Below are 13,752 nucleotides of genomic sequence, written 5' to 3'. Positions count from 1 at the left end.
CGCGCAGTTCCTCCCCCGGCCTTCGGCCGGGGGTACCCCCAGCGCCCCTGAAGGGCGCTGCACCTAGGTAGGCAGCAAGTTGCCCCTTCTCGACAGCAGGAAGCGCTTGAAAGCCGCCACCGGGGGTGTGTCCGGGTGGCCCTCCAGCCATGCCACACCGATCTCTCGCACCGCTCTCGGGGCGGTGACCGTCAGTTCCACGACTCCCGGGCGGGGGAAGGCGGGTGGGGGGAGCAGTGCGACGCCCAGGCCGGCCGCGACCAGGCCCCTCAGCGTCTCCGCCTCCTCACCCTCGAAGGCGGTCCTCGGCTTGAAGCCGGCCTCCCTGCAGAGGTCGTCGGTGATGCGGCGCAGGCCGTAGCCCGGTTCCAGGGTCACGAACGTCTCGTCGGCGGCCTCGGCGAGGCGGATGCGTTTGCGGGTGGCCAGCGGGTGGTCGGCGGGCACCACCAGGCGCAGCTTCTGTTCGTCGAGGCGGCGGGCGGCCAGGTCCGGCGCGTCCGGTACCGGGGAGGTGAGGCAGAGGTCCAGCTCACCCGCCCGCAGCTTCTCGATCATCGCCTCGCCGTAGTTCTGGACGAGGCTGAAGCGGATCCGGGGATGGTCGACGCGGAAGGCCTGGAGGAGGCCGGGCACGGTCTCCGCGCCCATGGTGTGCAGGAACCCGAAGGCGACCTTGCCCGTGGTCGGGTCGGCGTCGGCGCGTACCTCGTCGGCGGCGCGCCGGACCTCGCCGAGGGCACGCTCGACCGAGGTGAGGAAGGTGCGGCCGGCCGGGGTGAGGGAGACGGTGCGGCCGTGCCGGGTGAAGAGGTCCACGCCCAGGTCCTGTTCCAGGCGGGCCATCGCCCGCGAGAGGGTCGACTGGGGGACGTTCAGCTCCTGGGCGGCCCTGGTGACATGCTCCGTGCGGGCCACGCCGGCGAAGTACGCGAGGCGTGGGGCCAGCAACATCGTCATGTCTTCTGTGTCACTGTCCGGTGACAGGCGCCTCGCCGGCCTCTGCTGATGCTCCATGGGAACGATTATGGCGATTCCGTGCATTGGACGGATCAACGGCGGGGTCCGTACGTTCGAGGCATGTCTCCCGCCAGTACCGGGGCGTCCACCACCGTGGACGCCGTCCCGTCCGTCCCCGCCTCCGACTCCCGCCTGACCCCGGGCGGTCCCGGCTACCGCCGGATGAGCTTCGCGCTCTTCCTCGCCGGTGTCGCGACCTTCGCCCTCCTCTACTCCACGCAGGCCCTGCTCCCGCTGATCTCGGACGGCTACGGCGTCTCCGCGAGCGACGCGAGCTGGACGGTGGCGGCGGCGACCGGCGGACTGGCGCTGTTCGTCATCCCGATGAGCGCCCTCTCCGAGCGGTTCGGACGCCGTACGGTCATGACGGCCTCGCTGGCGGTCGCGGTGACCGTCGGACTGCTGGTGCCCTTCGCGCCGTCCCTCGGCGTGCTGATCGTGCTCCGTGGCGTCCAGGGGGCGGCGCTGGCCGGTCTGCCGGCGTCGGCGCAGGCCTACCTGGCCGAGGAGGTCAGGCCGAAGGCACTGGTCACGGCGATCGGCCTGTTCGTCGCGGGCAACAGCGTGGGCGGGATGAGCGGCCGGGTCATCACCGGCTGGGTCGCGCAGGAATGGGGCTGGCGGGTGGCCGTGGGCACGATCGGCGTGATCGCGGTCGGCTGCGCCGTCGCCTTCCGGCTGCTCCTCCCCGCGCCCCGGCACTTCAAGTCGGGCTCACTGCACCCGCGCCGGCTGCTCGGCACGGTCCGCGACCACCTGGCCGATCCGCTGCTGCGCCGCCTGTACGCGATCGGCGCGCTCTTCATGACCGTCTTCGGCGGCGTCTACACGGTGATCGGCTACCGCCTGACCCAGGAGCCCTTCTCGCTCCCCCAGGGCATCATCGGCTCGATCTTCCTGGTGTACCTGGTCGGCACGGTGTCCGCGTCGACCGCGGGCCGCCTGGTCGGCCGCCTGGGCCGCCGCGGTGCCCTCTACCTGGCCGGCGGCACCACGGCGAGCGGCCTCCTCCTCTCCCTGGCCGACTCGCTCCCCCTGGTCCTGCTGGGCCTGGTCCTGATCACCGCGGGTTTCTTCGCGGGCCACGCCGTCGCCTCCTCCGCCGTCAGCAAGACGGCCACCCACGGCAGGGCCCAGGCCTCCGCCCTCTACCAGTCCGCGTACTACATCGGCTCCAGCGCGGGCAGCACGGTGGGCGCGATGGCCTTCCACACGAGCGGCTGGGCAGGAACGGTCGGCGTGGGCCTCCTCGCGATCCTGGGCGTGGTGACCATCACGGTCCTCGGCTCAGTGGCAGCCCGCAGGCAGATCCCGGCCAACGCTCACTGAGGTTTTTAGGGGCGCGGGGAACTGCGCGACCAGCCACGACGAGCCCGCACCCGCCACGAGACCCCCGCCCCCCACCCCCGTAGGCACGGCCCCCTCCCCACCTGCACGTTTCCCCACACCGGGGGCCGTTGTCAGTCCCCTGCGCTAGCTTCAAGTGCTGGAGCGCAACGTCGCGCGAACAGGAACGGCCACAGGGGTGGGTGGACGGAAGATGACCGACGGCACGGCGACGGCGGAGCTGGACGTCGCACTGGAGAAGCACCGGACCGAGCTGACCGGGTACTGCTACCGCATGCTCGGCTCGTCCTTCGAGGCCGAGGACGCGGTCCAGGACACGATGGTGCGGGCCTGGCGGAGCTACGAGAGGTTCGAGGGCCGCTCCAGCCTGCGGTCGTGGCTGTACCGGATCGCGACGAACGTGTGCCTGGACATGCTCACCGCGGGCAACAAGCGGGCCCGGCCGATGGACCTCAGCGAGTCGACGCCGCTCGCCCAGGCCGCGCTCGCGCCCCGGCCCGACAACACCTGGCTGGAGCCGGTGCCGGACGCGCGCGTGCTGCCGACCGTGGACGACCCGGCGGAGGCCGCCGTGGCCAAGGAGTCGATCCGGCTCGCCTTCATGGCCGCGCTCCAGCAGCTGCCGCCCAAGCAGCGCGCGGTGCTGATCCTGCGCGAGGTGCTCGCCTGGAAGGCCAACGAGGTGGCCGAGCTGCTCGGCACCACCGTCGCCTCGGTCAACAGCGCGTTGCAGCGGGCCAGGGCCACGCTGGCCGAGCAGCGGCAGTCGGGCGCCGCCGCCGACGTCTCCGACCCGCTCGACGAGGAGCAGCAGAAGCTCCTGGAGCGCTATGTCGCGGCCTTCGAGGGCTACGACATGACGGCACTCACGGCCCTCCTCCACGAGGACGCCATCATGACGATGCCGCCGTTCGACCTCTGGCTCACCGGTCACGACGACATCACCGGCTTCATGACCACCCTCGGCTCCGCCTGCGAGGGCTCGCGGCTGTTCCCGGTCCGGGTCAACGGCCTGCCCGGCTTCGCCCAGTACAAGCCCGACCCGGACACCGGCGGCTGGAGCCCCTGGTCCATCCAGGTCCTGGAGATCTCAGACGGCCGGCTGACCGGGTTCCACTTCTTCCTCGACACCAAGCGCTGGTTCCCGCTCTTCGGCCTCCCCCTCCACCTGGAGGCGAAGGCCGAGGAAGCGCAGGAGGGAGCGTAGGGCGGGGTCGGGGTCGCGGAGCCGGATCCGCCCTCCGGCCCGCCGGGCCGTCAGCTCAAGCCGGGCCAGCAGATCGACGGCGCCGAGCCCCGGCGGCCCGAGACCGCCCACCTCGCACACGACAACCCGGGCTTCGCCCGCCGCGAGCAGCTCACGCACGTCGTCGCAGAGCCCCGGCACCTCGTCCCTGGCGACGGGGCCCGACAGCACGAGCACAGCGGGGGTCACGGCATCCACGAGGCGGTAGACCGGCTACGGTCTCCCAACTCATCGGTAGGGCACCCCGTCCTCCGTACGGTCGCGAAGATCACAAGGGTCATGACGTTGACCTGCACCTGACCGGCCCAGAGGGTTGGCTGTATGCCCCACGGATCAGCAGCGCCCGCTCCACCCACCGGCCTCCTCCCCTGCGAGGGGGTCCCGTGCAGGGGGTGCTGAGCGGCTTCGCGGTGATCGCGATCGTCATCGCCGTCGGCTACGTCCTCGGCCGCGGCGGCCACCTGGGCGCGAACGGCCGCGAGGTCCTCACCAAGCTCGCCTTCCACGTCGCCTCCCCCGCCCTCCTCTTCACCACCCTCGCCAGGGCCGACCTGGCGGTGATCTTCTCCAGCCGCCTCCTGGTGACGGCCCTGAGCACGGCCGCGGCGGCGGGCGCGTTCGTGGCGGTGGGCGTCGTACGGGGCTGGGGGGTGGGCCGCACGACGATCGGCGCGCTGTGCTCCAGCTACGTCAACTCCGGCAACCTCGGCATCCCGATCGCGGTGTACGTGCTGGGCGACGCGTCTCTGGTGGCCCCGGTGCTGCTGTTCCAGGTGGTGCTCCTGACCCCGGTCGCCCTGACGGTCCTCGACCTGTCGGGCGCGGGCGAGAAGGGTCCCTGGTGGCGCCGCCTACTGACTCCGCTCCGTAACCCGATAGCCGTGGGTTCCCTGTCCGGCGTCGCGGTCTCGGGTCTGGGGATCCACGTCCCCGGCCCGGTCATGGACCCGCTGACCCTGATCGGCAACATGTCCGTCCCGGCGGTGCTGCTGGCCTTCGGCATCTCCCTGCGCGGCAGCAGACTCCCCGGCCGGGGCCGCGAAGGCCACCCGGTTCTCCTGTCCGTCGCCCTGAAGTCGGTGGGCCAGCCGCTGGCCGCCTGGGCCCTGGCGTCGGCCGTCTTCGACCTGCACGGCGCGCCTCTGCTGGACGTGACGGTGACCTCGGCACTGCCGGCCGCGCAGAACCTGTACACGTACGCCAGCACCTACCACGTCGGCGAGGAACTGGCCCGCGACTCGATCCTGCTGTCGACGGTGCTGGCGGTGCCGGTGCTGGTGGTCGTGGCGGCGCTGCTGGGGTGACCGGCCGTTCAGTCGACGGGGAACTCGCCGGTGTCGATCGTGAGGCCGAACGGCTCCGGCAGCGTGATGGGGGCGCCGAACCCTGCTGTGCGCAGGATCCGATAGACGCCGTCCGTCGGCTCACCGTAGAGCGTGACCGGGGGAGATACCGTCACGAGCCCTTCGATGATCTCCACCCTGCAGCCCTTGGGGACATCCGGCTGCTGCCAGATCCAGACCAGTTCGTCCCACTCGTTGTCAGCCATGATGTAGTCGGCGTCGCCCACACGCATGGGTCCATCGAACACGCCGAACGGGACCGGCGCAGGTCCACCGATCCCGTTCGCCCGATCGAGCAATCCCCTGGTCAGGCGATGCGTTCCAGCACGACGGGGGACGCCGTGAAGGCCGTACCCGCCGCCGCGATGTCGTAGGACCCCTCGACCGCCTGGAGCGCGTACTCGAAGCGCTCCGGGGTGTCCGTGTGCAGGGTGAGCAGGGGCTGGCCCGCCGTGACCGTGGCGCCGGGCTTGGCGTGGAGTTCGACGCCGGCGCCCGCCTGCACCGGGTCCTCCTTGCGGGCGCGGCCGGCGCCCAGGCGCCAGGCGGCGACGCCGATGTCGTAGGCGTCGAGGCGGGTCAGGACGCCGGACGACGGCGCCTTGATCACGTGCTGTTCCTTCGCCACCGGGAGGGCCGCGTCCGGGTCGCCGCCCTGGGCCGCGATCATCCGGCGCCAGACGTCCATCGCCGAGCCGTCGGCGAGTGCCTTCGCCGGGTCGGCGTCACGGACGCCGGCCGCGTCGAGCATCTCGCGGGCCAGGGCGAGGGTGAGTTCGACGACGTCGGCGGGGCCGCCGCCGGCCAGGACCTCCACCGACTCGCGGACCTCCAGGGCGTTGCCCGCGGTGAGGCCGAGCGGGGTGGACATGTCCGTGAGGAGGGCGACCGTCTTCACGCCGTGGTCGGTGCCGAGACCCACCATGGTCGAGGCCAGCTCGCGGGCGTCCTCGATCGTCTTCATGAAGGCGCCGGTGCCGACCTTCACGTCCAGGACCAGGGAGCCGGTGCCCTCGGCGATCTTCTTCGACATGATCGAGGAGGCGATGAGCGGGATCGCCTCGACCGTGCCGGTGACGTCGCGGAGCGCGTAGAGCTTCTTGTCGGCGGGGGCCAGGCCGTCGCCCGCCGCGCAGATCACCGCGCCGGTCCCGTCCAGCACCGACAGCATCTCCTCGTTGGAGAGCAGGGCGCGCCAGCCCGGGATCGACTCCAGTTTGTCCAGGGTGCCGCCGGTGTGGCCGAGGCCGCGGCCGGAGAGCTGGGGGACTGCCGCGCCGCAGGCCGCCACCAGGGGCGCGAGCGGGAGGGTGATCTTGTCGCCGACGCCGCCCGTGGAGTGCTTGTCGGCCGTCGGGCGGGACAGCGAGGAGAAGTCCATGCGCTCGCCGGACGCGATCATCGCGGCGGTCCAGCGGGCGATCTCCCGGCGGTTCATGCCGTTGAGGAGGATGGCCATCGCGAGCGACGACATCTGCTCGTCGGCGACCTCGCCGCGCGTGTACGCGTCGATGACCCAGTCGATCTGCTGGTCGCTGAGCTCACCGCGGTCGCGCTTGGTGCGGATGACGGAGACGGCGTCCATGGTGGCCATGGCGTTCCCTTCGGAGAAGTGCGATGCGTACGGCCCCTCCCTGTCGGAAGGGGCCGTACGGGATTACTTGGTGAGGTGGGCCGGGCCGAAGGCCTGGGGCAGCATCTCGGAGAGGGGCAATACGCCCTCCGGGGTGTCCAGGAACAGGTCCGGGCCGCCGAACTCGTAGAGGAGCTGGCGGCAGCGGCCGCACGGGACGAGCAGGGCGCCCGTGCCGTCCACGCAGGTGAAGTGCGTGAGCCGGCCGCCGCCCGTGCGCTGCAGCTCGGAGACCAGGCCGCACTCGGCGCACAGGCCGAGGCCGTAGGACGCGTTCTCCACGTTGCAGCCGGAGACCGTGCGGCCGTCGTCGACCAGGGCGGCGGCCCCGACCGGGTAGCCGGAGTACGGGGCGTAGGCGTGGGACATGGCCTCCCGCGCCTCGGCCCGCAGTGCCTCCCAGTCGACGCCGGCCGGCTCGGCGGTCACTTGCCCTGTCCCTTCCGGTACGGCAGTCCGTCCGCCTTCGGCATCCGCAGGGACTGCGCGGACAGCGAGAGCACCAGCAGGGTGACGATGTACGGGGTCGCGGTCACGAGCTGACGCGGGACGTCGTTCGTGGTGGCGTACCAGACGAACATCAGGACCGAGATCACGATGGTGATCGCCGCCGGGACGTACTTCTTCTTCCAGGCCAGGTACGCGGCGCCGAACACCAGCAGGATCGCGAGCAGCAGGATCAGCGCGTGGACGTTCACCGTGCCGCCGCGCAGGTTGAGGCTGTCCGTGTAGCCGAACAGCCCGGCGCCGAGGGCGAGGCCGCCCGGCATCCAGTTGCCGAAGATCATCGCGGCGAGACCGATGTAACCGCGGCCGGCGGTCTGGCCGTCGAGGTAGACGTTCGAGGCGACGATGGACAGGAACGCACCGCCGAGGCCGGCGAAGCCGCCGCTGATGATCACCGCGATGTACTTGTACTTGTAGACGTTGACGCCGAGGGACTCGGCCGCGACCGGGTTCTCGCCGCAGGAGCGCAGGCGCAGGCCGAAGGCGGTGCGCCACAGGACCCACCACGTGATCGGTACGAGGGCGACCGCGACGACCGTCAGCGGGGAGAGGTCGGTGAGCAGACCGCCGACCAGGCCCGCGACGTCGGAGATGAAGAACCAGTGCTTCTGGTTGAGCGTGTCCAGCCAGTCGGACAGGCCCGGCACGCTGAAGGTGCCGAGTGAGTCGATCGGCGGGGACTGCTTGGAGGAGCCGCCCTCGGCGTTCTCGAAGGTGAACTTCGAGAGGTAGCGGGTGGCGCCCAGGGCGAGGATGTTCAGGGCCACACCGGAGACGATGTGGTTGACGTTGAAGGTGACGGTGGCGACGGCGTGCAGCAGGGCGCCGAGCGCGCCGCCGAGGATGCCGAAGACGACGCCGGTCCAGGGGCCCCACTGGTAGCCGGCCCAGGCGCCGAACCAGGTGCCGAGGATCATCATGCCCTCGAGGCCGATGTTGACGACGCCCGCGCGCTCGGCCCACAGACCGCCGAGACCGGCGAGGCCGATCGGGACGGCGAGGCGCAGCGCGGTGGACATCTGGCCGGTCGAGGTGATGCCCTCGGCGCCGGTGATGATGCGCACGGCCGAGGTGAGGACCAGTACGCCGGCGATGACCAGCAGGAGTACCGGGAGCGACATTCGGCGGCCGCCCTTGCCGGGCTTGGTCGCCTGCGGCTTGGCGATGGTCGCGGTGGACATCAGGCCGCCACCTCCTTCTTGGTGTTCTTGGCGGCGGCCGCGGCGAGCTCCGCGCCGACCTGGCGCTGCTGGCGGCGCAGACCCCACTGCCGTACGGCTTCGTAGGAGATGACGACGGAGAAGACGATCAGGCCCTGCATGATCGTGGCGATCTCCTTCTCGTACGCCACCGGGGTCGCGTAGTCGAGGGCGGGCGAGGCCTTGTCGAGGAAGGCCCACAGCAGGGCGGCGAAGGCGATGCCGCCGGGGTTGTTGCGGCCGAGCAGGGCGATGCCGATGGCGGTGAAGCCGAGGCCGGCCGGGAAGTCGAGGCTGTAGGTGTGCGAGTCGCCGAGCAGCAGCGGGAGGCCCGAGAGGCCGGAGACGGCGCCGGAGATCAGCATGGAGATCAGGACCATGCGCTTGGCGTCGACACCGGAGGCGGCCGCGGCGGACTCGGAGGCACCGGTGGCGCGCAGGTCGAAGCCGAAGCGGGTGCGGTTGAGGACGACCCAGTAGCCGATGCCGAGGGCGATGGCGACGAAGACCATGCCGTAGATCTCACCGACGTCGGCGCCCAGGTTGATGCCGGGGAACCAGCCGGACTTCTTCATCACGCCGGTCGTCATGTTGTTGCCGACCTGGACGCCCCACACGTTCGAGAGGGTGACGTAGCCGATGACGCTGGTGGCGATGGCGTTCAGCATGATCGTGGCGACGACCTCGCTGACCCCCCGGGTGACCTTGAGGACGCCCGCGATGCCGGCCCAGAAGGCGCCGGTGAGCATGGCGACCAGGAGCAGCATCGGGATCTGCAGGAAGGCGGGCAGGCCGACGTTGGCGCCGACCACGGCCGTCATCACGGCGGCGAGGCGGTACTGGCCGTCGACGCCGATGTTGAACAGGTTCATCCGGAAGCCGAGGGCGACCGCGATGGCCGCGATGTAGTACATCGCCGCCTGGTTGATGATCAGGACCTGGATGTCCGAGTACGGCAGCTGCTGGAGCATCAGCACGTACGGCTCGAACGGGTTGCGGTTCGAGGCCAGCAGCACGATCGAGGTCAGGGCGATCGCGAGGACGAGCGCGATGACCGGGCCGGCCACCGCGAGGAGCACCCGCTCCTTGTCGAACTTCTTCATCGGGCCTCGTCCTCCGGACCGTCGGCGCCTTCGTCGGTGGTCTCTACGTGTTCCAGGTGGCCGGACGCGGCACCCGTCATGGCGGAGCCCAGCTCCTCCGGGGTGATGGTGGCCGGGTCGGCGTCCGCGACCAGCCTTCCGTCGAAGATCACCCGCAGGGTGTCCGACAGGCCGATCAGCTCGTCCAGGTCGGCGGAGATCAGCAGCACCGCCAGACCCTCGCGGCGGGCTTCCCGGATGCGGTCCCAGATCTGCGCCTGGGCGCCGACGTCCACACCACGGGTGGGGTGGGCGGCGATCAGGAACTTCGGGTGGTGGCTCATCTCGCGGCCGACGATCAGCTTCTGCTGGTTGCCGCCGGAGAGGGAGGCGGCGGTGACGTCGATGCCGGGGGTGCGGACGTCGTACTCCTCGACGATCCGGCGGGTGTCGGCCTGGGCGCCCTTGATGTCCAGCCAGAAGCCCTTGGCGTTGGGCTTCTCGGTGACGTGGCCGAGGATGCGGTTCTCCCAGAGCGGGGACTCCAGGAGCAGGCCCTGGCGGTGCCGGTCCTCGGGGATGTAGCCGACGCCGGACTCGCGGCGCTTGCGGGTGCCCCAGCCGGTGACGTCCTCGCCGAGGAACTCGATCGTGCCGGAGTCTGCGTTGCGCGTGCCGATGAGCGCGTCGATCAGCTCGGTCTGGCCGTTGCCCTCGACGCCGGCGATGCCCATGACCTCGCCGGCGTGGATGGTGAAGGTGACGTCGTCGAGGACGCGCTTGGCGGCACCCGGGGCGGTGGCCTCGTCGAGGACGTCACCGCGGGCGGTGGCGCCGGACGAGCCGACCGTGGCGGTCTCGGGCTGCGCGCCGACCTCGCCGAGGGAGGGGCCGCTGGCGTAGACGGTGAGGTTCTGCACCGTGACGACGGCCTTGTCGGTGACCGTGGACTCGGCGGTCTCCGGGGTGGGCAGCTCGCTGCCGACCATCAGCTCGGCGAGCTGGCGCGGGGTGGTCTCGGACGGGATCGCCGTGCCGACCGTGGTGCCGCGCCGGATGACGGTGATGTCGTCGGCGACGGAGAGCACCTCGCCGAGCTTGTGGGAGATGAAGATGACCGAGAGGCCCTCGGACTTCAGCTCGCGCAGGTTGTCGAAGAGCGCGTCGACCTCCTGCGGGACGAGGACCGCGGTGGGCTCGTCGAGGATCAGGGTCTTGGCGCCGCGGAAGAGGACCTTGAGGATCTCCACGCGCTGCCGGTCGGCCACGCCGAGGTCCTCGACCAGGGCGTCCGGGCGGATGCCGAGGCCGTACCGGTCGGAGATCTCCTTGATCTTCTTCCGGGCGTTGCCGCCGATGCCGTACAGCTTCTCGCTGCCGAGCACGACGTTCTCGAGGACCGTCAGGTTGTCCGCCAGCATGAAGTGCTGGTGGACCATGCCGATGCCGCGTGCGATGGCGTCGGCCGGGGACGAGAAGGAGACCTGCTCGCCGTCGATCGCGATGGTGCCCTCGTCCGGCTTCTGCATGCCGTAGAGGATCTTCATCAGGGTCGACTTGCCGGCCCCGTTCTCGCCCACCAGGGCATGCACGGTGCCCTTGCGGACGGACAGGTGGATGTCGTGGTTGGCTACGACACCCGGGAATCGCTTGGTGATCCCCGCCAGCTCGACCGCGGCTGTCGTCTCTGCGGTGAGCGGAGGGCTGCTGGACGCGTCGATGGCGCACTCTCCTCGGAAAAGGGGTCGCTCTACGCGCGTAGCGCCCCTGCTTTAAATAGTGCCCGGACCTGACCGAGCTTTTTCGACTCTCGATCCGTTCCGAGCATTCTGCCGCGCGAAGGGGGTTGCCCCTGCCGCCGATCCACCAGACCCGTACCCGAGCTTCCTGACCGAACTCTCGGATCCGCGCCAGGGCCCCGTCCGGGTCCCCGGATCATGGCAGGGGGCGCGGGAAGAACATCCTTCCCGCACCCCGTTCCGTGGCCGTAACGCTGCCATTACAGCGTCTCTTTGACCATGCCTACGACAAGGTCATGACCGCCGGGTCAGGAGGTCTTGACCGTGATCGAACCGTCCTTGATGCCGGCCTCGGCCTTCTTGAGCGCGGCCTGCAGGGCGGCGTTGTTCTTGAAGACCGGGTTGGAGTCGGCCAGGCCGACGCCGCCGTTGTTCAGGGAGCCGCGGATCTCGCCGGACAGCGGCTTCTTGTCCTTGATGACGGACTTGGCGAGGTCGTACACCGCGCCCTCGACGTTCTTGAGGGCCGAGGTCAGGATGTAGTTCTTGTACTTCGACAGCGCGGCCTGGTTGTACTGGTCGGAGTCGACGCCGATCGCCCACACCTTGTGCGCGGCGGCGGCCTTGATGACGCCCTGGCCGGAGAGGCCGGCAGCGGCGTAGACCACGTCGGCACCGCCGCCGATCTGGCCCTCGGCAGCGGCCTCGCCCTTGTCGGGGCTGGAGAAGCCGCCCTCCTGGGCGGTCTGGGTCAGGTACTGGGCCTTGACCGTGACGTTCTTCTTGGTGTCCTTGACGCCCTGCTCGAAGCCCGCCTCGAACTTGTGGATCAGCGGGACGTCCACGCCGCCGATGAAGCCGACGGTGTTCGACTTGGTGGTCAGCGCGGCGGTGACGCCGGCCAGGTACGAGGACTGCTCCTCGTGGAAGACCATGTCCGCGACGTTGCTCGCCTGGTCCTGGTTGTCGTCGATGATGCCGAAGGTGACCTTCGGGAACTTCGCGGCGGCCTCCTTGACGGCGGGCGCGTAGGCGAAGCCGACACCGATCACCGGGTTGTAGCCCGACTTGGCCAGGGTCTCCAGACGCTGGACCTTGTCCGCGTCCGACTCGCCGTCCTGCGGCTCGATGTCCCGGCCGGTGACGCCGAACTCCTGGTTGGCCTTCTGGAAGCCGGCGTACGCGGCGTCGTTGAAGGACTGGTCGCCCTTGCCGCCGACGTCGTACGCGAGACCGACGCCCTTGGACGCGCCGGCCTTGCCGGTGGACGAGCTGGACGAGCTGCCGCACGCGGAAACGGTGACGGCAAGAGCTGCGGTTGCAACGCCCGCAACGGCGATTCGGGACACCCGGCGCATGGAACGAGACTCCTTCGTGCAAGCGCCCAAACCAGGCGCTGGTTCCGCGGCAGCGTAACGCGCGTAGACCAGACGGAAAACCCCCAATGTCCGGTCCGTTATCTAGCTGTGGCCACAGTCACCACCAAGGCTACGGACAGCAGCGCGCCCCTTGCAGGAGGCAAGGGGCGCACGGACTGCAACGACGCGGGGGCGGCCGTACCCATCGGTACGGCCGCTCACCCGGCGACTTATATATGTCGCATTACTTCGTGTTGACGGCGACCTTGCCGTCGATGATGTCCTGCTTGGCCTTGTCGACGGCGGCGACGACCTTGGTCATGGCCTTGTACTTCGGGTTGGTGTCCGCGAAGCCGACGCCGCCGGTCTTGAGGGTGCCCTCGACGACGCCGCTCTCCGGCTTGCCCTCGTGGACGGACTTCACCAGGTCGTACACGGCGCCGCCGACGTTCTTCAGGGCGGAGCCCAGAATGTAGTCCTTGTACTTGGCGAGCGCGCTCTGGGCGTACTGGTCGGAGTCGACGCCGATCGCCCACACCTTGGCGGTGGCGGCGGCCTCGATCACGCCCTGGCCGGAGAGGCCCGCCGCGTGGTAGATGACGTCGGCGCCGGCGTCGATCTGCCCCTGCGCCGCGGCCTTGCCCTTGTCGGGGCTGGAGAAGCCGCCCTCCTGGGCCGTCTGGGTCAGGTACTGCGACTCGATCTTGATCTTCGGGTTGACGGACTTGGCGCCCTGGTCGAAGCCCGCCTCGAAGGTGTGGATGAGCGGCACGTCGACGCCGCCGATGAAGCCGATGTGGTTCTTCTTGGTGGCGGACGCCGCGGCCACACCCGCGAGGTACGACGACTGCTCGGCCGCGAAGACCATGTCGACGACGTTGGCGGCCGTCACCTCGTTGTCGTCGATGATGCCGAAGGTGATCTTGGGGTACTTGGCCGCGACCTCCTTGACGGCGGGCGCGTAGGAGTAGCCGACCCCGATGATCGGGTTGTAGCCGGCCTTGGCGAGCGTGTCGAGGCGCTGCACCTTGTCGGCGTCGGACTCGCCGTCCTGCGGCTCGATGTCCCGGCCGCCGATGCCGAACTCCTTCTCGGCCTTCTGGAAGCCGGCGTAGGCGGCGTCGTTGAAGGACTGGTCGCCCTTGCCGCCGATGTCGTAGGCGAGGCCTATGCCCTTGCCGTTGTACTTGCCGGACGAGTTGGTGCTGGTCGCACCGCTGTCCGAGCTGGACTTGCCGCACCCGGCGGCCGCGAGGGCGATGACGGCAACGGTCACCG

General features: G+C 70.2%; 13 protein-coding genes. 3 read left to right on the top strand and 10 right to left on the bottom strand.

The window, feature by feature from the left end:
* Positions 1 to 63: 63 nt before the first annotated feature.
* Positions 64 to 1,017: a LysR family transcriptional regulator gene (locus tag ACZ63F_RS37105; RefSeq protein WP_469717993.1), complete on the bottom strand. Its 954-nt coding sequence runs from the start codon at positions 1,015 to 1,017 to the stop codon at positions 64 to 66.
* 63 nt (positions 1,018 to 1,080) lie between these two features.
* Between ACZ63F_RS37105 and ACZ63F_RS37100 the strand changes: the two genes are divergently transcribed.
* Together ACZ63F_RS37100 and ACZ63F_RS37095 are read left to right on the top strand one after the other, a co-directional pair.
* The gene (locus tag ACZ63F_RS37100) at positions 1,081 to 2,349 is read left to right on the top strand and encodes an MFS transporter (protein ID WP_469717992.1); all 1,269 of its coding nucleotides are present in this window, start codon (positions 1,081 to 1,083) and stop codon (positions 2,347 to 2,349) included.
* Positions 2,350 to 2,560: 211 nt separating this feature from the next.
* Positions 2,561 to 3,574, top strand: a complete 1,014-nt coding sequence (locus ACZ63F_RS37095) for a sigma-70 family RNA polymerase sigma factor (RefSeq protein ID WP_469717990.1) — start codon at positions 2,561 to 2,563, stop codon at positions 3,572 to 3,574.
* Here the strand turns inward: ACZ63F_RS37095 and ACZ63F_RS37090 are convergent.
* Positions 3,458 to 3,733 (bottom strand): STAS domain-containing protein, encoded by a 276-nt coding sequence (locus tag ACZ63F_RS37090; protein ID WP_457738088.1) that lies wholly within the window; start codon positions 3,731 to 3,733, stop codon positions 3,458 to 3,460. The two genes, ACZ63F_RS37095 and ACZ63F_RS37090, sit on opposite strands and share 117 nt — an antisense overlap.
* A gap of 263 nt (positions 3,734 to 3,996) precedes the next feature.
* Here ACZ63F_RS37090 and ACZ63F_RS37085 point away from each other — a divergent pair, with 263 nt between their 5' ends.
* A complete protein-coding gene (locus ACZ63F_RS37085; protein WP_469717989.1) occupies positions 3,997 to 4,917 on the top strand; it encodes an AEC family transporter in 921 nt (306 codons plus the stop codon).
* Positions 4,918 to 4,925: 8 nt separating this feature from the next.
* Here ACZ63F_RS37085 and ACZ63F_RS37080 read toward each other — a convergent pair whose 3' ends face one another.
* The 8 genes from ACZ63F_RS37080 to ACZ63F_RS37045 all read right to left on the bottom strand — a co-directional run bounded on the left by ACZ63F_RS37080 (position 4,926) and on the right by ACZ63F_RS37045 (position 13,750).
* Positions 4,926 to 5,189: a hypothetical protein gene (locus ACZ63F_RS37080; RefSeq protein ID WP_469717988.1), complete on the bottom strand. Its 264-nt coding sequence runs from the start codon at positions 5,187 to 5,189 to the stop codon at positions 4,926 to 4,928.
* A 74-nt stretch (positions 5,190 to 5,263) separates the two neighbouring features.
* Positions 5,264 to 6,541 (bottom strand): thymidine phosphorylase, encoded by a 1,278-nt coding sequence (locus ACZ63F_RS37075; RefSeq protein WP_469718117.1) that lies wholly within the window; start codon positions 6,539 to 6,541, stop codon positions 5,264 to 5,266.
* A gap of 72 nt (positions 6,542 to 6,613) precedes the next feature.
* Positions 6,614 to 7,018 carry a cytidine deaminase gene (locus tag ACZ63F_RS37070; RefSeq protein ID WP_469717986.1) on the bottom strand — a complete coding sequence of 135 codons (405 nt, stop codon included), beginning with the start codon at positions 7,016 to 7,018 and terminating at the stop codon, positions 6,614 to 6,616.
* Complete coding sequence (locus ACZ63F_RS37065) at positions 7,015 to 8,277, bottom strand: ABC transporter permease (RefSeq protein ID WP_469717985.1); 1,263 nt, start codon at positions 8,275 to 8,277, stop codon at positions 7,015 to 7,017. Before ACZ63F_RS37065 ends, ACZ63F_RS37070 begins: the two co-directional genes overlap by 4 nt.
* Positions 8,277 to 9,398: an ABC transporter permease gene (locus tag ACZ63F_RS37060; RefSeq protein WP_352354751.1), complete on the bottom strand. Its 1,122-nt coding sequence runs from the start codon at positions 9,396 to 9,398 to the stop codon at positions 8,277 to 8,279. The genes ACZ63F_RS37065 and ACZ63F_RS37060 overlap by 1 nt, the downstream gene beginning before the upstream one ends.
* Complete coding sequence (locus tag ACZ63F_RS37055) at positions 9,395 to 11,098, bottom strand: ABC transporter ATP-binding protein (RefSeq protein WP_469718115.1); 1,704 nt, start codon at positions 11,096 to 11,098, stop codon at positions 9,395 to 9,397. The genes ACZ63F_RS37060 and ACZ63F_RS37055 overlap by 4 nt, the downstream gene beginning before the upstream one ends.
* A gap of 326 nt (positions 11,099 to 11,424) precedes the next feature.
* Positions 11,425 to 12,474, bottom strand: coding sequence for a BMP family lipoprotein (locus ACZ63F_RS37050; protein WP_469717983.1), 1,050 nt, complete (start codon positions 12,472 to 12,474; stop codon positions 11,425 to 11,427).
* Positions 12,475 to 12,718: 244 nt separating this feature from the next.
* Complete coding sequence (locus tag ACZ63F_RS37045; RefSeq protein ID WP_469717981.1) at positions 12,719 to 13,750, bottom strand: BMP family lipoprotein; 1,032 nt, start codon at positions 13,748 to 13,750, stop codon at positions 12,719 to 12,721.
* Positions 13,751 to 13,752: the final 2 nt, after the last annotated feature.

Source organism: Streptomyces sp. NPDC104761, assembly GCF_055583445.1.
This window is presented reverse-complemented; position numbering and strand designations above follow the sequence as displayed.